This window comes from Paenibacillus sp. D51F (assembly GCF_053345695.1).
This window is the reverse complement of sequence record NZ_JBKFAO010000002.1, coordinates 287,176-308,868: the sequence shown is the minus strand read 5'-3', so window position 1 is coordinate 308,868 and position 21,693 is coordinate 287,176. Positions and strand designations below refer to the sequence as shown.

25 protein-coding genes are annotated in these 21,693 nt (G+C 59.2%); 17 read left to right on the top strand and 8 right to left on the bottom strand.

Annotated features, from left to right (window positions below):
* Positions 1-271 precede the first annotated feature (271 nt).
* The 5 genes from ACLBWT_RS05100 to ACLBWT_RS05080 all read left to right on the top strand — a co-directional run bounded on the left by ACLBWT_RS05100 (position 272) and on the right by ACLBWT_RS05080 (position 3,864).
* Positions 272-1,369, top strand: coding sequence for a quinone-dependent dihydroorotate dehydrogenase (locus ACLBWT_RS05100; RefSeq protein ID WP_447662250.1), 1,098 nt, complete (start codon positions 272-274; stop codon positions 1,367-1,369).
* Between the two features lie 19 nt (positions 1,370-1,388).
* Positions 1,389-2,198 carry a GTP pyrophosphokinase gene (locus ACLBWT_RS05095; protein ID WP_447661973.1) on the top strand — a complete coding sequence of 270 codons (810 nt, stop codon included), beginning with the start codon at positions 1,389-1,391 and terminating at the stop codon, positions 2,196-2,198.
* A gap of 164 nt (positions 2,199-2,362) precedes the next feature.
* Positions 2,363-3,142 (top strand): pseudouridine synthase, encoded by a 780-nt coding sequence (locus tag ACLBWT_RS05090; protein WP_447661971.1) that lies wholly within the window; start codon positions 2,363-2,365, stop codon positions 3,140-3,142.
* Positions 3,143-3,419: 277 nt separating this feature from the next.
* On the top strand, positions 3,420-3,563 hold the full coding sequence (locus tag ACLBWT_RS05085; protein WP_021881895.1) for a hypothetical protein: 144 nt from the start codon (positions 3,420-3,422) through the stop codon (positions 3,561-3,563).
* Entirely contained in the window at positions 3,526-3,864 is a 339-nt protein-coding gene (locus tag ACLBWT_RS05080; RefSeq protein WP_447661970.1) for a CD3324 family protein, read from the top strand. Before ACLBWT_RS05085 ends, ACLBWT_RS05080 begins: the two co-directional genes overlap by 38 nt.
* A gap of 113 nt (positions 3,865-3,977) precedes the next feature.
* Here ACLBWT_RS05080 and ACLBWT_RS05075 read toward each other — a convergent pair whose 3' ends face one another.
* Both ACLBWT_RS05075 and ACLBWT_RS05070 read right to left on the bottom strand, forming a co-directional pair.
* The gene (locus tag ACLBWT_RS05075) at positions 3,978-4,088 is read right to left on the bottom strand and encodes a YjcZ family sporulation protein (RefSeq protein ID WP_447661969.1); all 111 of its coding nucleotides are present in this window, start codon (positions 4,086-4,088) and stop codon (positions 3,978-3,980) included.
* A gap of 132 nt (positions 4,089-4,220) precedes the next feature.
* Positions 4,221-5,972: a DEAD/DEAH box helicase gene (locus ACLBWT_RS05070; protein WP_447661967.1), complete on the bottom strand. Its 1,752-nt coding sequence runs from the start codon at positions 5,970-5,972 to the stop codon at positions 4,221-4,223.
* 211 nt (positions 5,973-6,183) lie between these two features.
* On the opposite strand from ACLBWT_RS05070, the gene ACLBWT_RS05065 reads away from it, so the two are divergent.
* The 4 genes from ACLBWT_RS05065 (at position 6,184) to ACLBWT_RS05050 (ending at position 8,616) form a co-directional block, all read left to right on the top strand.
* A complete protein-coding gene (locus ACLBWT_RS05065; RefSeq protein WP_447661966.1) occupies positions 6,184-6,402 on the top strand; it encodes a YwbE family protein in 219 nt (72 codons plus the stop codon).
* Positions 6,403-6,404: 2 nt separating this feature from the next.
* Complete coding sequence (locus ACLBWT_RS05060; protein ID WP_447661965.1) at positions 6,405-6,710, top strand: hypothetical protein; 306 nt, start codon at positions 6,405-6,407, stop codon at positions 6,708-6,710.
* Positions 6,711-6,793: 83 nt separating this feature from the next.
* The gene (locus tag ACLBWT_RS05055; RefSeq protein ID WP_447661964.1) at positions 6,794-7,399 is read left to right on the top strand and encodes a nitroreductase family protein; all 606 of its coding nucleotides are present in this window, start codon (positions 6,794-6,796) and stop codon (positions 7,397-7,399) included.
* A gap of 215 nt (positions 7,400-7,614) precedes the next feature.
* On the top strand, positions 7,615-8,616 hold the full coding sequence (locus ACLBWT_RS05050) for an alpha/beta hydrolase (RefSeq protein WP_447661963.1): 1,002 nt from the start codon (positions 7,615-7,617) through the stop codon (positions 8,614-8,616).
* Between the two features lie 253 nt (positions 8,617-8,869).
* On the opposite strand, the gene ACLBWT_RS05045 is transcribed toward ACLBWT_RS05050, so the two are convergent.
* From ACLBWT_RS05045 to ACLBWT_RS05035, 3 genes are all read right to left on the bottom strand, one after another.
* Positions 8,870-10,174: a 6-phospho-beta-glucosidase gene (locus ACLBWT_RS05045; protein WP_447661961.1), complete on the bottom strand. Its 1,305-nt coding sequence runs from the start codon at positions 10,172-10,174 to the stop codon at positions 8,870-8,872.
* Positions 10,175-10,245: 71 nt separating this feature from the next.
* A complete protein-coding gene (locus ACLBWT_RS05040; RefSeq protein WP_447661959.1) occupies positions 10,246-11,244 on the bottom strand; it encodes an N-acetylglucosamine kinase in 999 nt (332 codons plus the stop codon).
* Entirely contained in the window at positions 11,244-12,269 is a 1,026-nt protein-coding gene (locus ACLBWT_RS05035; RefSeq protein ID WP_447661958.1) for a LacI family DNA-binding transcriptional regulator, read from the bottom strand. The genes ACLBWT_RS05040 and ACLBWT_RS05035 overlap by 1 nt, the downstream gene beginning before the upstream one ends.
* Before the next feature lie 235 nt (positions 12,270-12,504).
* On the opposite strand from ACLBWT_RS05035, the gene ACLBWT_RS05030 reads away from it, so the two are divergent.
* Positions 12,505-12,708 carry a hypothetical protein gene (locus ACLBWT_RS05030; RefSeq protein ID WP_447661956.1) on the top strand — a complete coding sequence of 68 codons (204 nt, stop codon included), beginning with the start codon at positions 12,505-12,507 and terminating at the stop codon, positions 12,706-12,708.
* Positions 12,709-12,716: 8 nt separating this feature from the next.
* Here ACLBWT_RS05030 and ACLBWT_RS05025 read toward each other — a convergent pair whose 3' ends face one another.
* Entirely contained in the window at positions 12,717-14,033 is a 1,317-nt protein-coding gene (locus ACLBWT_RS05025; RefSeq protein ID WP_447661955.1) for a serpin family protein, read from the bottom strand.
* Between the two features lie 162 nt (positions 14,034-14,195).
* Here ACLBWT_RS05025 and ACLBWT_RS05020 point away from each other — a divergent pair, with 162 nt between their 5' ends.
* Positions 14,196-14,969 carry a DUF3891 family protein gene (locus tag ACLBWT_RS05020; protein WP_447661953.1) on the top strand — a complete coding sequence of 258 codons (774 nt, stop codon included), beginning with the start codon at positions 14,196-14,198 and terminating at the stop codon, positions 14,967-14,969.
* Positions 14,970-15,206: 237 nt separating this feature from the next.
* Here the strand turns inward: ACLBWT_RS05020 and ACLBWT_RS05015 are convergent, their stop codons facing one another.
* Positions 15,207-16,286, bottom strand: a complete 1,080-nt coding sequence (locus tag ACLBWT_RS05015) for an AI-2E family transporter (RefSeq protein ID WP_447661951.1) — start codon at positions 16,284-16,286, stop codon at positions 15,207-15,209.
* Between the two features lie 216 nt (positions 16,287-16,502).
* Here ACLBWT_RS05015 and ACLBWT_RS05010 point away from each other — a divergent pair, with 216 nt between their 5' ends.
* The 6 genes from ACLBWT_RS05010 to ACLBWT_RS04985 all read left to right on the top strand — a co-directional run bounded on the left by ACLBWT_RS05010 (position 16,503) and on the right by ACLBWT_RS04985 (position 20,480).
* Complete coding sequence (locus ACLBWT_RS05010; RefSeq protein ID WP_447661950.1) at positions 16,503-17,168, top strand: PspA/IM30 family protein; 666 nt, start codon at positions 16,503-16,505, stop codon at positions 17,166-17,168.
* A gap of 67 nt (positions 17,169-17,235) precedes the next feature.
* Positions 17,236-17,652 (top strand): DUF350 domain-containing protein, encoded by a 417-nt coding sequence (locus ACLBWT_RS05005; protein ID WP_048744563.1) that lies wholly within the window; start codon positions 17,236-17,238, stop codon positions 17,650-17,652.
* A gap of 38 nt (positions 17,653-17,690) precedes the next feature.
* Positions 17,691-18,197 (top strand): DUF4178 domain-containing protein, encoded by a 507-nt coding sequence (locus ACLBWT_RS05000; protein ID WP_447661949.1) that lies wholly within the window; start codon positions 17,691-17,693, stop codon positions 18,195-18,197.
* Positions 18,198-18,209: 12 nt separating this feature from the next.
* Entirely contained in the window at positions 18,210-18,959 is a 750-nt protein-coding gene (locus ACLBWT_RS04995; RefSeq protein ID WP_447661948.1) for a DUF4247 domain-containing protein, read from the top strand.
* Between the two features lie 74 nt (positions 18,960-19,033).
* Entirely contained in the window at positions 19,034-19,798 is a 765-nt protein-coding gene (locus tag ACLBWT_RS04990; protein ID WP_447661947.1) for a metallophosphoesterase family protein, read from the top strand.
* Positions 19,776-20,480, top strand: a complete 705-nt coding sequence (locus ACLBWT_RS04985; protein ID WP_447661946.1) for an HAD family hydrolase — start codon at positions 19,776-19,778, stop codon at positions 20,478-20,480. The genes ACLBWT_RS04990 and ACLBWT_RS04985 overlap by 23 nt, the downstream gene beginning before the upstream one ends.
* Here the strand turns inward: ACLBWT_RS04985 and ACLBWT_RS04980 are convergent.
* The gene (locus ACLBWT_RS04980; protein ID WP_447661945.1) at positions 20,457-21,650 is read right to left on the bottom strand and encodes a diguanylate cyclase; all 1,194 of its coding nucleotides are present in this window, start codon (positions 21,648-21,650) and stop codon (positions 20,457-20,459) included. The genes ACLBWT_RS04985 and ACLBWT_RS04980 overlap by 24 nt on opposite strands.
* Between the last annotated feature and the right edge of the window lie 43 nt (positions 21,651-21,693).

Below are 21,693 nucleotides of genomic sequence, written 5' to 3'. Positions count from 1 at the left end.
CATCCATTCGCAAGGCAATTCCGCCGATGTCCCCATGCGGGGGATTTTCCTTGGAGAATAGAAATAAGCAACTCCAGGATGAAATGCAAGCGCTGCCCGAAGCACTGGCGGCCTTTTCTTTTGGTGCTGAACAAGATAAACTGAAAGGCAGAGCCTTTTTTTGCCGTATGGGTTGGATTCGTACGGCCAACATCTCTACATACCTATGCAAACGTCCGCCGCCACTAGGACGGCGAAGCCGTTTTGCTTGAACGGAAACGGAGTGGACTTCTTGCTGTACCAATACTTTGCCAAGCCGTTCTTTTTCCGGCTTGATCCGGAAAAAGCGCATCATCTGGTCATTGACGGCCTTCATCAAGCTGCCCGAATGCCGGGCATGACCGCCTTATTGCGCGGCATGTACGGCGTGCCGGAATATCCCGAGCTCAGCATGGATCTTCTGGGGCTCTCCTTCGCGCATCCCGTAGGTCTTGCCGCGGGACTGGACAAAAACGCAAAGTCAGTGGAAGGCTTCTCCAGCGTCGGCTTCGGGTTCATGGAAGTCGGCACCGTAACGCCGCTACCCCAGCCCGGCAACGAGCTGCCGAGACTGTTCCGGCTTCCGGCCGACGAAGCGCTGATCAACCGGATGGGCTTCAACAACGACGGAGCCGCCGCCATGGCCGGGAGGCTCGGCAGCCTGTCCGCCAGGCCGATTCCTGTATTCGTGAACATCGGCAAAAACAAGGCGACTCCGAACGAGCTCGCCCATGAGGATTACCGGCGCTGCGTCAAGGAACTGTTCGCATACGGCGATCTGTTCGTCGTCAACATCAGCTCTCCCAATACGCCGGACCTCAGGGCGCTTCAGCTTGGAGACGAGCTGAAGACGCTGCTCCAGGCCGTGAAGGAAGAGATGGCCGTACAGGCCGCCCGGCATGGATCAGAGCCGAAGCCGGTGCTGGTCAAGCTGGCGCCGGACATGACGCCGGAGCAGCTTGCCTTCTCGGTCGATACGATCGCTGCGAGCGGAGTGGAAGGCATCATCGCGACGAATACGACGCTGTCCCGCGACGGGCTCACACATGCCAACGCCTCGCAGGCCGGAGGCATGAGCGGCCGTCCGCTGCGCGAGAGATCGACGGAAGTCGTGGCTGCCATCTACAAGCAGACCGGCGGGAAGCTGCCGATCATCGGATCCGGCGGCATCTTCACGGCGGAGGATGCGTATGCCAAAATCAGAGCGGGCGCATCGCTCGTGGAGATTTACACCTCGATGATCTACAAGGGTCCGGGGATCGTGAAAGAAATCGCGTCAGGTCTCAGGGAGCTGCTGCTCCGCGATGGGCACTCCCATCTGCGCGAAGCTATCGGCGCCGATCATCATTGACAAGACAGGAGGCGGACGGATGGACGGCCGGGATTGGAACCAATTTCTGCAGCCTTATGAACAAGCGGTAGAGGAAATGAAAGTGAAATTCAAAACGCTGCGGACCGAGCTCAAAGCCCGGGAATCCTACGCGCCCATCGAATTCGTGACCGGCAGGGTCAAGAAAATATCCAGCATCATGGATAAAGCCCGCCGCTTGAACGTGCCGATGGATCAGCTGGAAACAGGCATCGAGGACATCGCAGGCATCCGCATCATGTGCCAGTTCGTCGACGACATCCTGCGGGTCGCTGCGATCATCCGTTCCAGGCAGGACTTGAAGCTGGTCTACGAGAAGGATTACGTCACCAACTTCAAGGACAGCGGCTACCGCAGCTATCACATGATCGTCGAGTATCCGGTGCAGACGGCGATCGGCTTCAAAAAAGTGCTTGCCGAGATTCAGATCCGGACGCTGGCGATGAATTTCTGGGCGACGATCGAGCATTCGCTCAATTACAAGTACAAGCAAAGCCTGCCGGAGGAAGTGAAGCTGAGGCTGCGCAAGGCATCCGAAGCGGCATTCAACCTCGACACGGAGATGTCGAGCATCCGGCATGAAATTCTGGAAGCGCAGATCGGCTTCGAGGAAGGCTCCAATATCGTCAACAAAGTGCTGAGCGATATCCAGGACCTGTATTTCTACAGGCGGGTGCGCGAGGCGGTGCAGTTCCAGCTCAAGTTCAACGAGCTGTGGGAGCAGGGAGACACGTTCGAGCTCAAGCAGCTCGCGCAGGAGATCCAGTACTCTCTCCACAAGGCGAGAAAAGGCGGAAGCCCATCCGATTAAAACGGTTCCGGCTTCTTCCCGATGAATAGATCATCTGCGCTTGCCGGATACGGGCAAGCCTCGACGCACGGCAAAGCGGGACGATGTTGTCCCGCTTTTGGCATTTTCACCCGAATCCAGAGGAATCCTCGAGGAATAGATGCAATCGAAAGGAATGATGGTTGATGGTCAAAAGAATTCGACTCGACAAGCTGCTCTCATCCATGGGATACGGCTCCAGAGCCGAAATACGAAGAGTCCTCAAGACAGGGATCGTGACCGTGGACGGCTCGGTCGAGAAGGACAGCGGCCGCATCGTGGATCCCGGCTCCGAGCAGGTCCGGTATGATGGAGAGCTTGTAGAGTACCGGGACAAGATCTATCTCGTGATGAACAAGCCTCCCGGAGTCATATCGGCGACAGAGGATGCCCGAGACCGGACGGTGATCGATCTGCTCGATCCGCGGGACCGTGTGCTGGAGCCGTTTCCGGTCGGAAGGCTGGACAAGGATACAGAAGGGCTGCTGCTGCTGACGAACGACGGCCAGCTTGCGCATGATCTGCTGTCTCCGCGCAAGCATGTGCCGAAGACGTACTTTGCGCTTGTGGAAGGCGACACGCCCGTAGGCGAGAAGGACAGGGAGCAGTTCGCCAAGGGAGTTACGCTTGAAGACGGGTACACGACTTTGCCGGCAGAGCTCGCCATCGAAGGCATAGCCGAGCCGGAGGCAGGAGAGAGCGCTGGCGTAACGACCCGGATCCGGCTGACGATCCACGAGGGCAAGTTCCATCAGGTGAAGCGGATGTTTCTCTCTACAGGGCGCAAGGTCACTTATCTGCAGCGCATATCCATGGGCTCCCTCGAACTTGACGGCACTCTCGGCCTGGGGGAATATCGCGAGCTTAGCGCGGCCGAGCTGGAAGGACTGAGAAGCGCTTCGTCCATAGAGGACGGTAAAGATTGATTATAGCTGTGTTGAAACTTGTATGCGGCTTCAGGATATGAGTAAATGAAGTTGTCGGACCGACGCATCCTCTACTGGAAGGAGGCTGATACAAATGGATCAGGCATACGAGGTGGTCTCCGCCTAAGGCGGAGGCCATGCCAAAAAGGGAGGCCCTAATCAGGCCTCCCTCGTTATTTTTCAGGCAAGGAAGGATTACGCAAGCAGACAGCGAATACCATTAATTAGAACTGTTGCAAAAGCAACAGTCAACATTTTGAAAGGAGGCGCAGCAAATATGAAAATCATGAACATGATTTCCGTTGCTGTAAGGCAAAAAGGCATTCTTGCCGCTAGTCGTCGTTTGGTCGTCAAGGGTTACGCAATTGAGGAGGTAGGGAACCTTGAATTACAAAAATGGAAAAGACGTGCTTCCCCCTAGTTTGCTGCAGGAGCTGCAGAAATACATCAACGGGGAATTGATTTATATTCCGAAGCAGCAGGAAAGGCGCGCTGCATGGGGAGAGCTTAGCGGCTCCCGCAAGATGATTCAGCGCCGCAACGAAGATATTTACCGGCACTACCTGCGCGGCCTGACCTTGGCGGATCTGGAGAAGAAATTCCATCTTTCCGTCGAGAGCCTGCGCAAGATCGTGGTCAGGATGAGAGCAGCCGGCGTCCGCCTGGAGACGGCTGCAGGTTCCTCGGCCTTGCGGCCGGAAGGAACCGGCGTCCATTCCTGATCATGGCAGCCGTGAAGCCGCTTGTCCGGCATCCAATCAAAAAGAACCGCCACTCCATTATAGGAGGGCGGTTCTTTTTGATTGGCAAATGATTGACTGCGCAGCAGCTTGATCTATACCAGGAAAACTTGGGATACGATGACGAGCAGGATGAACAAGACCAGAATGATCGCCGTGCTTGTGTAACCTGCGCCAATTCCCGGACCATAGCCTGCACCTGACATATGGTTCCCCTCCTCTGCGGTTCCGGCAGCAATGCTGCTCTGTACGATAACCTATGCCCGCCGGGCGGATGTGACTAGACATTCGCCCAGTTGAGGGGATAAATGGGCAGGAGCCCGCTTGGAGGAGGGGAATCAGCGTCCGCTGCGGCGGCCGGGGCCGGAACTGCCGGGCTTGCCGCCGCGGCGAGCGGAGCCCGCGCTGCCGGATGAGCCGCGTCCTGCTCCGGAGGCGCCGCGGCTGGAGCCTGAAGCTCCGCCGCGACTGCCTTTGCTGCCGCCTGAAGCTCCGCGTCCTGCTCCGGCAGCACCTCTGCGATTGCCGCGGCCAGTACCGGAATCGCCGCTGCCCTCCGGGTTGAAGCCATGGCCAGGGAAGGCGGGCTGTCCGGATGCTCCGGCAGACCTTCCTTGAGCCGGTCCGCGGCCGCGGACCGATGGGCGGGCGGACGGAGCGGACTCGTCGGACCAGCTGCGAGCCGTCTTGGCCCCTGCCGAGGAGGCGGCGCCAGCACCAGCCCTGCCTGCCGGCTTGGCTGCGAAGCGGCCTGCGCGCTCGGACGGAGAAGCTTCTGTGCGCGAACCGGAACGGCCGCCTCCTGCATTGGAACGGCCTCCCGAGCGTCCGCCACCGTTATCGCGGGAGCCTGGGCGGCTGGAGCCGCGGCCGCCGGCTGGAGCCTTGCGTGCGCCGGAGCTGCGTCCGCCCGTGCGAGGGGAGCGCGGCTCGGCATCAAAGCGCTCGGTGCCCGCTTCGAGTCCGATGCCGTACTCCGAGCCTTGGATGCGCTTGATGGAGGCGCGGATTTTTTGCTCCACAGCCTCGAGGCTCGCACGGTCGCGGGCAGTGGCGAGCGTGATCGCTTTGCCGGATTCTCCGGCACGGCCCGTCCGGCCGATCCGGTGGATATAGGTGTCGCCGTCGGCAGGGGCGTCATAGTTGAACACATGGGTGACGCCTTCAACGTCGAGACCGCGCGCCGCGACGTCCGTCGCGACGAGCACCTGCAGCCTTGCCGAGCGGAACCGCTTCATGACGGCTTCGCGCTTGGCTTGCGTCAGATCGCCGTGCAGCTCGTCGGCGGGGACGCCGGCTTCCTGCAGCGCTTCGGTGAGCTTCTTGGCGCGCAGCTTCGTGCGGCAGAAGACGACTGCAAGATACGGGTTCTCCGTCTCGAGCAAGCGGAGCAGGAGCGGCTGCTTGTTGCGGTCTGTCGTGATGACGACGCGCTGCTCGATGGCGTCGAGCGTCACGGCCGCGCTCTTGATGCGGATATCCTGAGGCACGTCCATATAACGGGCAGCCAGCTGCTTGACGGCATCCGGCATGGTGGCCGAGAACAGCATCGTCTGGCGCTTGACGGAGCATTGGTCGATAATGGCTTCCACTTCGGACAGGAAGCCCATGTGGAGCATCTGGTCGGCTTCGTCGAGCACGAGCATGCGGATGGAGCTCAGCGTGACCGTCTCCCGCCGCAAGTGGTCGAGCAGTCTGCCCGGAGTCGCCACGACGACATGCGGGGCGGCATTCTTGAGCTTGCGGATCTGGGATTCGACGTCTTGCCCGCCATAAGCGGCCAGCACGGTAATGCCGAGCACAGGGGCCAGCTTGGCCAGCTCGCCCGTAATCTGTATGGCAAGTTCTCGAGTCGGCGTGAGAATCAGAGCCTGCGTATATGTTTTGCCCGGATTGATCTGTTGAAGGGCAGGCAGAGCAAATGCAAGCGTTTTGCCTGTGCCGGTCTGAGCTTGTACGATAACGTCCTTTCCTTGGAGAAGGACGGGAATGGCTGTCTCCTGCACCGGAGTCGGCTCCGAGATGCCTTCCTGCGCCAGGCGTCCGGCAAGCTCGGTCCTGATGCCGAGGGCGGTGAATGATGATGACATGAATGGGGTTCCTCATTTCCTGATTGTGCGCCGGCGCCTGCCGGCTTCGCTGTATCCTTACCAGTATACCAGCAAGCGCGGGCGGATGCACACGGCATCGGCTGAATTTCCTTCGCATTCGACGGCGTTTTTTTGCCCGCCGACTCCGGGTATGGTAGTCTGTGACGGACAAAGGAATATTATGAGCCTGCAAAGGAAAGGATGATGGAGGATGAACGGAAGCAACCGTGCGTCTATCCGGCCGGGCATGACCGTAGATATCGTGCTCAAGCAAGACCAGAGAAGCGGCAAGCTCACCCGAGGCATCGTGAAGGATCTGCTGACCAAATCGCCTACGCATCCGCACGGGATCAAGGTGCGGCTGGCAGACGGCCAAGTCGGGCGGGTCAAGACGATTATTGACGGCCAGCCGGCTGCCGAAGGGAACTGAAGGTGGCCTTCGGGATCCGAAGAGAAGAGCTGCAGAGCTGGAAGGAGGCCGTTGACCGGGGAGAACTGACTTTCTTGACCCATTATTGGATCGACGAACGGTTTCCCGGCGTCAAAACCGTGACAAAGGCCGGCTGCAGCGACATCGTCAAGCTGGAGTCATGGTGCCGCAAGCATGGGCTTGATCCTCGGCATATCCACCGCAGGGAGCGCTATCCTCATATGGATTTGTTTGGTCCGGCTCAAATCCGGGTATTGCAAGCGGAAGGCTTGCAAAATCATTTGGCACGTTTTGGCATCGACACTTGAAAAAGCCCAAATCATGAGTTACACTAAAAAAGTGCGTTACTTAAGTAACTAAAATAAACCCACTTTATTGGAGGTAAAACCACATGTCTTCCGAACAATTTTTCGCAGCGGTAAAAGGTCGTCGTTCTCTTTATGCCATCAGCAAGGAAAAAGTGGTCTCCGAAGAAAAAGTGCAATCCATCATTGAAGAAGCCGTCAACTATACGCCATCGGCATTCAATTCCCAAAGCTCCCGCGTGCTGGTGCTGTTCAACGAGCAATCCGACAAGCTGTGGGATCTGACGCTGGAGACGCTTCGCGTCGTGACCGGCGGCGGCGAAGGCTTTGACCAGACCGAGCAGCGCATGGCGGGCTTCAAAGCCGGCTACGGCACGGTATTGTTCTTCGAGGACGAGAATGTGGTGCGGGGCCTTCAAGATCAGTTCCCGACCTACCAGGACAACTTCCCGAAATGGTCCAGCCATTCGTCCGGCATGCTGCAGTTCGTCGTATGGACGGCACTCGAGGCCGAAGGTCTCGGCGCTTCCCTGCAGCATTACAATCCGCTCATCGACGAGCAGGTCAAGCAGTCTTGGGAGCTGCCCGAGAGCTGGAAGCTGATCGCTCAAATGCCGTTCGGCAAGCCTACAGCTCCTGCAGGGGAAAAACAGTTCGCTCCAATCGAGACTCGCGTCAAAGTCGTCAAATAAACGGCTGAGCGATAGGCTGGTCCGGGTTACCCGGGCCAGCCTTTTTTGCTGTTTTGGAGATGAGCTCGTTCCGGCATTGTTAAGCTGCGGAAATCCGCCGGCAGGAATGCAGGAACTTCCCGGATGGGATATACTGTATACCATATGTGGTCATCGGAACCGCAGGAGCAAGAATTGCAGCATGATCTTCCAGCGGAAAGGAACACGGAAACGCAATGTCGATATGGCTATGGACGGCTGCGGCCGCGGCCGCTTTGCTGCTTCTGCTGGCGGCGGCCAGCATGTATTTCTACCGCGTCGCCATCGCGCGCACGCCCAAGACTTATCTGGAAGGCAACCCCGATCTCCCTCAGAAGGAGGCATCCGTCTCCCGGCTGGATCCATCCGATAGGGAGGAGCAGGTGTGGCTCCGAAGCCGGCATCCGGAGATGGTCCGTCTTTTCTCCGACGACGGCCTGGAGCTGCAAGCCTATTGGATTCCGAGCAAGGCTGAAAGCGCCCGAATCGCCATCCTCGCCCACGGCTATTCCGGAGAGGCGACGCAGATGGCTGTGTTTGCCCGGTACTACGCCGAGGTTCTAGGGTGGAACGTGCTCATGCCCGACGCGCGCGGCCACGGCCTGAGCGGGGGCGGATACATCGGCTTCGGCTGGCATGAACGCAAGGATTATCTCCGCTGGATCGATTGGGCAGCCGGTAGGATCGGCAGCGGCGCGGAAATCGTCCTGCATGGGGTTTCCATGGGCGGCGCCACGGTATGCATGACGAGCGGCGAGGAATTGCCGCCTCAGGTCAAGGCGATCGTGGCGGATTGCCCCTACACATCCGCGAAGGACGAGCTCGTCTATCAGCTGAAGCGGATGTACAAGCTGCCGGCGTTTCCGTTCCTGCCGATAACGAGTCTGGTGACCAGGCTGCGGGCAGGGTATTTCTTCGGCGAGGCTTCGGCTCTTGAGCAGGTCAAGAGGGCGAAGGCGCCGATGCTGTTCATCCACGGCGAGGCGGATACGTTCGTGCCGACGTGGATGGGGGTGAAGCTGTACGAGGCTTGCCCGCAGCCGAAGCAGCTGCTGCTTGTGCCGGATGCGGAGCATGGGGCGGCCCGCCAGAAATCCCCGGAGCATTACGATGCCGCCGTGACGGCTTTCCTGGATCAGTGGCTGCCCGGAACGGCCGCGGGGGAAAGGCTGGGGGAGGAGCAGGCTGCAACGACCTGATCAGCCGCTGGAGGCTGGAATCCGACAGGCATGTCAATGCGGGAGCGGCTTCAACGGAAGGTTGAGCTGGCCGGGCCACGAGCTTGCCAGACAGGTGCTGCATGCGAAAAAGAGTCCTGGGCCAAAAGCTGGCGGCAGGACTCTTTTTATTCCAATGTCTGAGGCGGATTTGCCTGAGGCAGCCATCTCTTATCGTGATGATGATGTCTAAGGCTCAGTATCCGGCGTATTTTCTGCTGACGTCAGCGATGCGTCAGGACGGAAAGAACTTGGGCAGGTACCTGCGGTTCGCTTCCAGCATTTCATCCAGCAGCTCCTTGGCGACGCTGACGGACGGAACGAGCGGATGATGGGCCATCGCCTGCAGCGCCAGGCTGCGGTCGCCGGTTACGGCCGCTTCGATCGCGAGCGCTTCGTACGTTTTGACGGCATGGATGAGGCCTTTGGCCTGCGCGGGAATGTTCGTCAGCTGGAGCGGAACGGGTCCTTGGGAGGTGACGAGGCAGTTGACCTCGATGCAGGCGTCGTCCGGGAGGAAATCAAGGATGCCGTTGTTCGCCACGTTCAGCGTCTGCACGTCGCCTGTGCTGTTGTAGAGCGAGCGCATGAGGTTGACGGCCGCTTCGGAATAATAGGCGCCGCCGCGCTGCTCCAGCTGCTTCGGCTTCTCGCTCAGGTCGGGATTTTTATACAGGTCGAACAGCTCGGCCTCTACGCGCTTGACCACCTCAGCGCGGTTGCCGTTTTTGCGCAGGGACTCCTGCTGCTCGGCGAGCATGGCATCCGTCATGTAGTAGTATTTGAGATAGTAGGAAGGCAGCGAATGAAGCCCTTGGATAAAGACGGGGTCCCATTCCCCGGCTGCGACGTTGGCGGCGGAGAAGGAATCGTCGCCGCGCAGCAGCTCCGGCAGGCGGTCGACGCCGTCGACCTCGGCGCGGCTGACCCAGTGAAGATGATTGAGGCCGACGAACTCGGCGTAGACCCGGTCCGTCGTCGTGCCGTATTTGCCGGAGAGCCACTTGAGCAGGCCGATCGGGGCGTTGCACAATCCGACGCTGCGGACCGAGGAATGCTTGTGGATGGCCTCGGTCACCATGCCGGCCGGGTTGGTGAAGTTGAGCAGCCACGCCTGCGGCGCCAGCTCTTCGATATCCCGGCAAATATCCAGCAGCACCGGAATCGTGCGCAGCGCCTTCATCATGCCTCCCGGGCCGGTCGTCTCTTGGCCGATGACGCCGTATTTGAGCGGAATCGCCTCATCCTGGCCGCGCGCCTCCAGCATGCCTACCCGCATCTGCGTGCTCACGAAGTCGGCACCGGCGATGGCGAGCCGGCGGTCCGTCGTCAGATGGACTTCGATCGGAAGGCCGGATTTCTCCACCATGCGCTTGGCCAGCTCGCCGACGATGTTCAGCTTCCACAAGCCGGCTTCGATATCGACGAGCCACAGCTCTCTTACCGGCAAGGAATCGTAATAACGGATAAATCCTTCGACCAGCTCTGGCGTATAGGACGAGCCTCCGCCGATGACGGCAACTTTCAATCCTTTGCTCATGCGCGATCACTCATTTCCGTTGGATTGGGCGGCTGTCATGCCGCTTGAAGATGGCAGGGAAGCGGCGAGGATCAGAGCTGCCCGCTTGAGGTCCGGATGTCCTCGAAATTCTGGAACCGGCCCATGGCTGCATACATCTCGCCGGTAATCTCCCGGCCGCCGGCGTCGAGCGCGCTCCACAGCGCACCGATGACGGGCTCGATCTCCAGCTTCACGAGCGAAGCCAGAGGAGCGGCATCCTTCAGCATCATCTGGATAGGGCCGCTGATCCAGCCGGCGTCGCCGCGTGTAAGCAGGCTGCCCGCCAGCACGACGTCGAACGGGATGCCGGCCAGGCCAAGCTTGGCGACGACCGCATGGACGGATAAGGCCAGCTCCTTGCCTTGCTCGCGCAGGATGTCCAGAGCGACGTCATCCCCGCTCTCGGCGGCCTGGAACAGCAAGCGCACGGCATCCAGCGGCACGCTGCGGTTATGGTCGAGATAATCATGGAACATCTCGTCGACCGTGGCATACCCAAGCAGTCCGAGCAGCATCGGCGTCAGCTGCGTGGCGGCGCCCCGGCCGTCCCAGGAACGGACGACCGCACGGAACACTTCGACGCATAAGCCGCCTCCGCCGCCCCAATCCCCGTACATGTAGCTGAAGCCGCCGCATTGGTACGTCCGGCCGTCAGGATCGACGCCGGCGCAGTTCACGCCGGTGCCGCAGATGACGGAAACACCGTAGGGGCGGCGGGTGCCTGCCCGCAGGCCGATGATCGTGTCGCAGACGATCGTGTAGCGTTCCGTGAAGCCGAGGCTGTGCACCAGCGGATGCAGAATGCGGAAGTCCGCCTCCCGATCGGCTCCCGCCAGCCCGAAGCAGGCATGCTCCACGTCTGCGGCCGTGATTCCCGCTTCTTCCAGAGCTTGCTGGAGGGAGATGGAGAGGTTGGAGCGGGCTTCCTCATAGCCGTTCTGATGATTGCCTCCGCCTGCGCTTCCTTTGCCTGCAATCCGGCCGGTATGGTCGCATACAAGCGCATAGGTCTTGCTGCCTCCGGCATCGATTCCTACATAGTAGCTCATCAAGAGTCTCCTTTTTCCTGATTGTCCGCAGCGCGACCGGGACTTCGTCCGGTCGATTCCCGGATGACGAGCTCCGGCTGGATGACGACGCCTTCCGGCGCCGCGCCGTCCGCCATCCGGGCCATAAGGGCTTGCACAGCCGCCTGGGCGATGGGGAGGACCGGCTGCCGGACCGTCGTCAGCAGGGGATGGAGCAGGGAAGCCAGGTTCTGATCGTCGAAGCCGATGACGGACAGGTCTCGCGGCACCGAAAGCCCCGCTTCCTGCAGGGCGTTGATGATTCCCGCAGCGATGTAATCGTCCCCTGCGAATACGGCCTCCGGAAGCCGGTTCTCTTCCAGCCAGCGTCTTGCGCTGCGGTAGCCGTTCTCGATGGAATAGCCGCCCGCCTCGATCAGGAACGGCTCCAGTCCGGCCTCCCGAAGAGCTCTCAGAAATCCGCTCTTGCGTTCCCGAGTGCTGTCGTAATGAGCAGGCCCGCTCAGGTGAGCGATCTTCTGCAGCCCCAGTTCCGTCAAATGCTTGCCTGCCATATATCCTCCGGCTTCATGGTCGACCTTGACGGTGGACGGGGCGGCCTCGGCATCCTGACTGTCGATGACGACGTAAGGAATGCCGCTCTGCTCCAATTCGCGGACGATTTCGTCTTCGTCGGAAGGCGACAGGACGATCACACCGTCCACCCGGTTCTCGCGGATGAGATAGCTGCTGCCGGGCTCCCCCGATTCCGATGATATCGACAGCGCGAGGAAATAGCCTTGAGCCGACAGCTCGTCATGCACGCTCTTCACGATGGCGTCGAAGACGGAATCCTGCAGCGTAGAGAGGGTGAGTCCGATGACGCCCGTGCTTCCGCGCGCCAGCGTCCGGGCTGCGGCGCTCGGGCGGTAGTCCAGCTCTTTCATCGCGCTGAGCACCTTCAGCCTGTTGTTCTCACGGACGTTGCCGCTCCCGTTGAGCACGCGGGACACAGTCACGACCGACAAGCCGGAGCGCTTGGCGACATCGAAGATGCTTGGTTTCATGAGTCTTTGCCCCCCGAGTGGAAAGTTTCCTTGATGCGGCAGAACCAAAAGTTATAACGCTTAAACTTTTAACGCAAAAAAAATTTTGCTGCTTGCAAAGCGGAAAAAAGAAAAATGGGTTGAATCAAAGTTAAAGCCCTTAAACTTTATTTGTTCTCATTGTATCGATTAAGAGGCTTAATGGCAATCTTTTTGTGGTAATATCGGAACAAAACGCAACGCAAGGAGGATGCGAATGGGTTTATTTCTGATGATCGGAGGCATTCTGATCGCTGTATTCGGGAGCGCGTACAGCTTCAGCATTGCCGGCGACTACGTCCATATCAGCTTTTTGGCTTGCATGATAGGGGGATTGATCCTCGCCGGAATCGGCAGGATCATCGATATCATGGAAACGTCGATCAACCGCGACAGGCCTCCCGGCCGACGGGAAGCCTGAACGGCTCCTTAAGTTGCAAGCGGATCGTTGATGGCGCCGAGGAACAGCCACAACCCAGTGGTCGTGTCTTCGATGGCATAAAAGAAGGGGCGGTCCGCTCTGAACGAGAATGGGTCGGACGGGGCGCTTGTGCCGGCCATCCCGAGCGCGGTGACGGCCGCCGCTTCGGTTCCTTTTTCATTGACCTCGAGGACAGCCTGATGCTTGATGAGGTTGATGAAAAGGCCGGAAGAAAGGGCGGAAGGCTCGAACATGCCGGTGAAATCTGCCGTTCCAGACACAAAGGCGTCCTGCATGCCGAAATGCTGCAGGGCCGGAATCAGATCCGCCTTGTAAGAAACCTTGAACCGAGGAAGCGCAACAGAGCCGAGGGAGGCGGCCAGCTGGTCCTTCCAATCCCCGTACCGCTCCAGATCGCCGACGATGTCCGGAACGCCGAGCCCGGCCTGGGGCACGACGACGAGCAGATCGAGCTTGTCCTGGAGATACGGAATCCGGACCGCTTCCAGGCGTTCCGTCTTCACGTGCGCGTAAGAGCCGGATCTCTGCATCATCGGGACTTTTTGGGCAGCCCCGTCCAACATGCGGAACGGCTCCGGCTTTGTCCGGGCAGGGTCGAATTCATCCTTCCAGGCCCCTTTGAAATAAACGGCGTTCATCATGATGGCGCGGTTTTCCGGATCCAGCGTTTGGGATGGATCAAAGACGGATTCGATCATCCCCTCGGTATGCTTGGAGGTCCATTCGTTCATTGCCTCGACCGTTTTGGGCGAAGGCAGGTCGACTGCCTGCAGGCCGGCCTCGTAGCTGTTCTTGAGCGTGGCTTCATAAGGTTCAAGGAGATGCAAGCCTTTCTGGTACCAGAAGGAATTTGAAGCCTTGAGCTTGATGCCCTCTGCCGGAAGGCGGAGATAGGAACGAAGCTCTCTCGAGCTTGCCGCGATCTCGTCCGGGTGCGAGCCGCTCCAGCCGACAGCTTTTGCCATTTCCTCCATGGTCTTCCCGCCGCTTCCGTTCCAGGCCATGCCGAGAGCCTCCGAGACGCTGTACGGAGAGAGGACGATGTTCTTGTCCTTGTCTTCCTTGGCCAGCTCGCGGAACAGCGACAGCCCGAAGGCGTTGGCTGCCTGCAGATACGGCTCATCCAGCGTGAGAGCCGCCTTTGAACGATCATGCTCCTGATCGCGGATGCGGCCGGACTGCTTGCGGAACTCTTTCTCCGCTTTCGCTTCCTTGTCTTGGGCAGACAATCCGCAGCCGGCCATGAGCATGGACATGCCGAGCAGAACAAGCGCGGATATTCGGGCCTTTCGTCTGATTGGCATTTTGCCGCCCCCCTCTGTTAGGTCTGAATTGACTCTTCAGACGGCAAGCGGCAGTTAGAAGTTGCAGACTTTTCCATCACTTGGCGGATGTGGTAAAGTGGGGAGCATACAGGTCTGGCAGCAAGAAGCCGATCAATAACCGTTATCTAGCCAAGTAGGAGGGTGTTCGCCCTGATCATTCGGGAAATGGAAGAAGAGTTCGTCCTGATCCGCCAGCATGACCATGCCGCGCTGTCGGCGGCGCTGGCAAGAGCGGCGTCGGACCGCTTTTTGCCGATCGGAAGGTTTTCCGCGGAGCTGCTTTATGCGATCGAGCAGCATGACCGCGGCTGGATCGAGCTGGACGAGACCCCGATCTGGAATGACGCCGCCGGCAGGCCGTTCGCATTCGAGGATTATCCGCTCCTGCCCAAGATGGCCTACTACCGGAGAGGCATCGAAGAAGCTGAGGCTGTAAGCCCTTATGCGGGGCTGCTGATCAGCTTGTTCTACACCGCATTTTTCGAAGGGTTCGAAGGAGCGCAGGTCGATGCGTTCCGCAAGCGCGAGGAGGAAAGGCAGAGGCGGATCCGCATGAATATGCGCGCGAATGCCGAAGAGGCTGCGCTGGATATGGCGCGGCTGCAGCTGTTCGACAGCCTGTCGCTGTACGCTTGCCTCAACGATCCCGGCACGCCCAAGAATCAGGAGCATCCATGGTACCGGGCAGGGTTCGGCGCTTCCCGCAAGCTGTTTCCGGACAGGGACATTCTGTCCGCCAGCTGGGAAGGCCCCGGCGCGGTGCGGTTCTCCGCTCCCGTGCTGGAGCGGGAGCTGACGACCTCGCTTCCGGTGAAGAGAATTCCGAGAAGATTCGCCGGGGAGATCGGAATCCACGCGGCTTACAGCCGAACTTCTTGGACCATTGAGGAAGTCACCTGGCTGCCGCCGGAGTGATTCGGTCTGAAGGATATTTCTTGAAGCAGTTGCGTCCGCAAGCCCAAAAGCCGCCTGAGCACAGGCGGCTGCTTGCAAATGACGATGGACGGAACAGGCGGACTCCGCTTGAGGAACGGCCTGGCTTCAATGCTTCTCGGAGCTGAGCGCGGCCGGCTCCAAAGCAAGGAAAGCCTTCCGGGCGAGCCCTCTTTTCGTAATCAAGGAAAGCCTTTCGGCCGAGCCCTCATTTCGTAATCAAGATGAGCCTTCCGGCTGCGCCCTCTTCTCGTAATGCTCCGCGATCTGCAGGATGATGATTTTGGCCATCATGTAGACGGGAATGGAGATCATGACGCCGACGATGCCGCTGACGGCTCCGGCGATCAGCACGACGACGATCGTGGTGAGCGGGTGGATGTCCATCGTCCTCCCGTAGACGAACGGGGAAATCAGGTTGCCTTCCAGCTGCTGGGCGATCAGGATGATGACGAGAACCCATACGGCGGACGAGAAGGAATCGGTGAAGGCGATCAGAATGCATGGCACCGCGCCGATAATGGAACCGATATAGGGAATCATGTTCATGGAGCCGACGAATATCGCCAGCAGCAGCGAATAAGGCAGGTCCACGATCAAGAAGCCGACATAGCAGAATGCGCCGAGCGCAAGGCAGCAGACGACCCGCCCGATCACGAACTCGCTGAGCATCTTGTCGATGGAGTTGAAGATTTCGATGGCATCGCTGCGATATTTGGCCGGAGAGAACCGGACGAACGATGTATAGCCTTTCCGGTCTTCCTTCAGCATATAGTAGAGCAGCACCGGTACCGTGCCGACAACGAGGAAGACAGTAGTCACGATGGACACGGCACCTTGCAGATAAGTGGAAGCGTAGTTGATGAACTGCTCCAGGTAGGTCGACACCTTGGTCGTCAGATCAAGCTCCTTCAGGCTGAAGCCCGCGATGCTCTGCTGCTGCAGATAGTCGATCTGGTCCTGTACGGCGGACGCCAAGGCAGGCAGGTTGTTCAGGAATTCCTGTGTCTGCGACTGCAGAGGCGGCCATACGAGCACGATCAGCAGAGCGAAGACGGAGAAGATCAGGATGAACAGCAGCAGCACGGCCAGCCACTTGGGCAGGTTCCACTTGTGGAGCTGGGTGACGAGCGGCCTGAACAGGTAATAGAAGAAGAAGGACACGACGAACGGCAGCAGGAGCATGTTGAATGCCAGCAGCACCGGACGATAGACGAAGTCCAGCTTGGACATCAGGTACAAGATGAGAAGCACGAGAATGATGCTGATGCAGATTTGATAGAAACGTCCGATTTTCACCCGGCAGACCCCCATTAACAGTCGAAGCTTTTACCACAGTTGTACCCTGACGGCGCTTGCTCTAATCCATGCAAAAAATGTGGTGAGAAAGAAACCTTCCTGCCGCTGCGCCGTATGTAGATTCAACGGCAGAAAAAATTCGGTTCAGAGCTTCTCACTAGCTAACTATGCTCATGCCGATTCCATTCAGAACCGACCTAAGGAGGAAGATAAACGATGTCCCTGTTCAAACGGCTTCGCGACCTGACGCTCTCCAATGTGTACTCCCTGATTGAGAAAGCCGAGGATCCGGTGAAAATGACCGATCAATACATCCGTGACATGGCCGACGATCTGGAAGATGCCGAGAAGGCGGTCGCCGCCCAGATCGCGCTTGAAAAAAGATTCAAGAAGCAATATGAAGAGCAGGAAGCGCTCGCGCAGAAGCGCAACGAGCAAGCCCATCTCGCCGTCCAGAACGGCAATGTAGATCTGGCCCGCCGCGCTCTGGAAGAGAAGAAATCCGCCGAGGCGAAGCGCGACGAGTTCAAGACCGCTTACGACAGCAACAAGGCTTCCGCCGACAACCTGCGCGAGAAGCTTGGCCAGATGCAGAAGCAGCTGGCAGACCTCAAGAACAAGCGCGAGACGCTCGTAGCCCGCGCCAATGCGGCCAAAGCCCAAGTGGACATCAACCGCACGATGAACGGCTTCGGCAACGATACGGCGATGGCCGGACTGAAGCGCATGGAGGAGAAGGTGCTCCAGATGGAATCGCAGGCCGAGGCGAGCAACGTGCTGAACGACAAAGGCAAGTCGCTCGACGAGGAATTCGAGGCTCTGGGCAAAGACAAGGCCGTCGAGGATGAGCTGGCCGCCCTGTTGAAGCAATACGAAAAATAAGGCTGTAAGGGGAGGCGCGTGCCGTATGGCGCGGCCGCCCCTTATCTAATGAACGGGGGAACTTCTGATGACGCTTGAATCCGCTGTCCGGCTCTTGACCGGAACTTTCGCCTGGACGGCTGCCGGAGCTCTGCTCCTGGCCTTGCTGATGGCCGTCGATTCGCTGACGACCCGCTATAAGGATCTTGCGGAGATGCGCAAGGGGAACGTAGCGGTGACGACTCGGTTTATCATGAAATTATTTGCCCAAGGATACATACTCGCCCAAGCGGTACGCACCTCTTACAGCTTGTCCGAGGCGTTGATCGTGTCGGTCGTCTCCTTCGTCATCCTGCTGATCATCGAGCTTGTCGTTCGCCGGCTGCTGGACCGCTTTGGAGGCTTCCATCTCGATGAAGGGACGAAGGACGGCAAGATCGCCCATGCGCTGCTGGCTGGATCGCTGCATCTCACCGGGGCGCTGATCGTCGCCTCCACGCTGTAACGCATAAGGACGGAACCTATAGACAGGAGGAACGGGAGATGAGCCTGTTCAAACGAATCTCGGGCATCCTCCGGAAGCCGGAGCCGCCCAAGCCTGAAAAGAGCCTGCTCACGCTGGGACCGGGCGATATATGCGAGGTTTCTCTGGTTACCTATGAGGTCATCGGCAAGACGCAGAACGTCAGGCGCAAGGAAACATTCCTTTCCCTCCAGGACGGGACGGATCTGCGCTATCTCCATATCGAAGACCGTCAGAGCACCGAGTATACGTTGTATGCTCCGGTGGACGGAAGGATGGATTCCATAGAAGAGATCCCTTCCACGATGGAATTGGACGGAAGAGACTATTACCTGGAAGAGAACTACTCGTCGCCGGTCCAGGTGACGGGCCGCTCGCCGCATCAGGCGGCGGGGGAGCTTCATGTATGGCAGTACCAATCCGACGACCGCAGGCTGCTCCGCATCGAATGGCAGGAAGGGAGAATCCTTCTCTATGAGGGGGAATCGATCCTTACGGCCGACGTGAAGGTGCTGCGGGGAAGCTAGGAGGGCTAGCAGATGGGCAAAAAGTGGTTGAACGCCCTTAAGTGGGTCCTGGCCGCGACGCTGATGGTATCGCTGCTCAGCGGCTGCGGAGCTCCCAGAGTAAGCGATCAGTACCCGCTCGTGTCGGTAAGCAAGGACGGCGGCCAGACCTCCTATGTGTACCGGGCTGCCGGCGAGACCGTTCCGGAAGTCGCGGCGAGGCTTGCGGAGCAGAAGAAGCCCCAGCAGATGTCGGATTCGGACGATGAACGGATGTTCCTCGTGTATTCCGACCAATGGTATCATTTGCAGAGGGATCCGGCCGAGCCTCAGGATACGCTGATCGAGATAGACAATAAGGAATTCATACAGCGAAATTACAGCCCTTCCTTCCTGGAAGGCTACTTGACGGCTGTGCTGGTCGGACAGCTGTTCGATACCATCGGGAGCTACGGCAAATACCGCGGATATACAGGCCGCGATGTCTACAAGCCGGCGACCGGCTCGTACCGGACGCCTACCGCGTCGGACAAAAAGATGGCGCCCCCTCTTACAGTGCCCGGAAAAGGCTTCATCACCAAGCGAGGCGGCAAGGTCACGGATCGTCCGAGCGACAGCGGAGGCCTCTTCGACCGCAATCCGACGACCTCGAGCGGAAGCAAAGGCACGATCAAGCGGGACGGCGGATCCTCCTCGGGCAGCAGCGGATCGTGGCTGTCTCCGCGCAAGAGCGTGCCGAAGACGAAGTTCGGCAGCTCCGGCAAAATAAGACGCCGACGATAACCGGCAAGATAGATATGCCCAATCCGCAATCGGCATAGACTTAGATCAGGCGCGCTTCATCAAGGAGGATGCCTATGGACAGAATCGCCATCATCTCGGATATCCACGGCAATATGCCGGCGCTCGAAGCTGTGCTGGGCGACATCTCCAGACGGGGAATCGGCCGGATCGTCTGCTTGGGCGATCTGATCGGCAAGGGACCGGGCTCGGCTGAAGCTGTCGACAGGATCCGCAGCAGCTGCGAAGCCGTCATCAAGGGGAACTGGGATGACTTCATCAGCAAGGAATCCGAGCTCGAATTCATCCGGTGGCATCAAACCCGTCTCGGGGAGGAACGGCTCCGCTATTTGGCCGGTCTTCCCTTTTTCGCGGAATATGTTTTGAGCGGCAGGCTGATCCGACTTCTCCATGCCTCTCCGGAAAGCGTGTATAAGCGCGTGCAGCCTTGGGATTCCAAAGAGACGAGGCTGGCGATGTTCGAGCCTCCGCTCGGGGAGGCAGAGAGGGCCGATGTGCTTGGATACGGCGATATCCACCAAGCCTATGTCCAGCATCTGAACGGCCGGATGCTGTTCAATTGCGGCAGCGTAGGCAACCCGCTGGATATGACGCAAGCTTCTTATGCGGTTCTGGAGGGATCGCGGCAGGCGGACAGCACGGCTCCGTTCTCCTTGCAGCTGATCCGGGTGCCGTATGATATCGAGGAGGCGGTACGGCTTGCGCTCGAGGCCGGCATGCCCGATACCGCCGCTTACACGCTGGAGCTGAGAACCGGCCGTTATCGCGCAAAACGATTAGACAGTGGAGGCGATGCCGATGATACGCGCGATCCTGTTTGACCTGGACAACACGCTGCTCGACCGCCAGGCCGCTTTCCTCCGCTTTGCCTCCAGGCTGGCGGATGACTACGCCGATGCCGCGGGCGAGGAACGCCAGAGCTGGATCGATTCTGTCGTCGAATGGGATGAAGACGGATACAAGGACAAACCGCAGTTGTTCCGGGAAATACTGCAGCGCCTTCCGTGCAGGCCGGCGGCGGGGTGGGAAGAGCTGTACCGATACTACCAGAAGCATTATGTGGCTTCCGCCGTTCCGATGGAAGGGATGAGAGAGCTGTTGTCCGCGCTTCGTCCCTATTACAAGCTGGGCATCGTCACGAACGGCAGGGACGACATCCAGAACGGCAAGATCGACAAGCTGGGCATTCGGGGCTGGTTCGGATCCATCGTCGTCTCGGAGTCGGCCGGAATCAAGAAGCCGTCTCCTCTCATATTCGCCCGGGCTCTGGCTGAGCTCGACGTCAGTCCCGAACAGGCGCTCTTCGTCGGGGATCATCCCGTCAACGACGTCGAAGGAGCTCTTCTCAGCGGGATGCGGGCCGTATGGCTCAAACGGAGCCAGCCCTGGAACGAGTCCATCGCGGTCATGCCCGATGCCGTCATCTCAAGCCTGGCCGAGCTTCCCCAAGCGATCCGGCATGCATGGGGCCAGACGGCATCATCCATCAAGCGGCTTTCCTGATTTCAGGGAGCCGCTTTTTTTGCCGCGTCCAGAGCGGACCGGCGCATTGACGACCGTCACTTTGTTCTTGCCCGTCGTCTTGGAGCGGTACATGGCTTCATCGGCTTCCCGGATGACTTCCTCCACGGTGCTGCCGCTGCGGGAATAGCTGACGCCGATGCTCATCGTGACGATGGATTCCTCTTCGATCCGGCGCCGGAGCAGCTCCGCGATATCGGCGGCCTTGTCCCCGGAGCCGACAGCGAGCAGCAGCTCCTCGCCCCCGTAACGGCCGGCAATGCCGCCGCTCTGGCTGATCTCCCGCATGATTTCGGCGACCTGCTTGAGCACCCCGTCCGCCCGATGGTGCCCGTGGGTGTCGTTCAGCTTCTTGAAGTTGTCGATGTCGCCGAAGATGACGGCGATTCCCTTGCCGCGCACCATCATCTGGCCGGCCTTATGATGGAAGTGCTTGCGGTTGTACAATCCCGTCAGCCCGTCGGTGATGGAGGAGCGGTAAGTCGTCAGCAGCCTGTCGACCACCCATTCGAACAGCAGCAGGAAAAGCAGGATGAAATAGATGACGGGCAGCATTCTCGAGAGCAGCAGCAGCATCGGCACGCTGCCTTGGAAGACGTAGCGGTCGGTGACGCGGGCCAGGTCTCCGGCGAAATAGATCATGAGGCCGACGGAATACTTCGTGCGCAGCTCGACCCCTCTCGTGTCCAGCAAAATCAGGAAATTGACGAGAATCCCATAGAAATCAAGGCCTACGAACGGAATCGGCGCGCCGGCGGAAGTCTCCAGGAGCCGCGGGTTGAATGCGACCTCGAGTCCCGCGATGAGAGCGGCGGCGAGCGCCATCAAGAAAAAGGGCGCACCCTTGAGGCGGACGGCGGGATGGCTGTATAATTTCATAAATACAAAGTTTATAATGATGAAAGCGAAGATGCCCAGCAGTCTGGTCCCGAGCTGAAGAAGCGGCGGGGAGGTCCCGCCGTCGGCCCCGGCAGCCTGAAGCAGCTGCAGCATCATCAGGAGCGGCAGCACGACGATCAGCAGCCGGTAGACGGGATGCCGCCGGTAGCTGCGGTACAGGCGCACGGACATGAACATCATCATGGCCAGCACGGTGAGGGAGCAGGCAGAAGCGAACAGTCCGATGGAAGGATTCGACATCCAATTGGTCATAGCGATTACACTCCGTCTTTGTCAACTTTTCTTCCTGCGACTT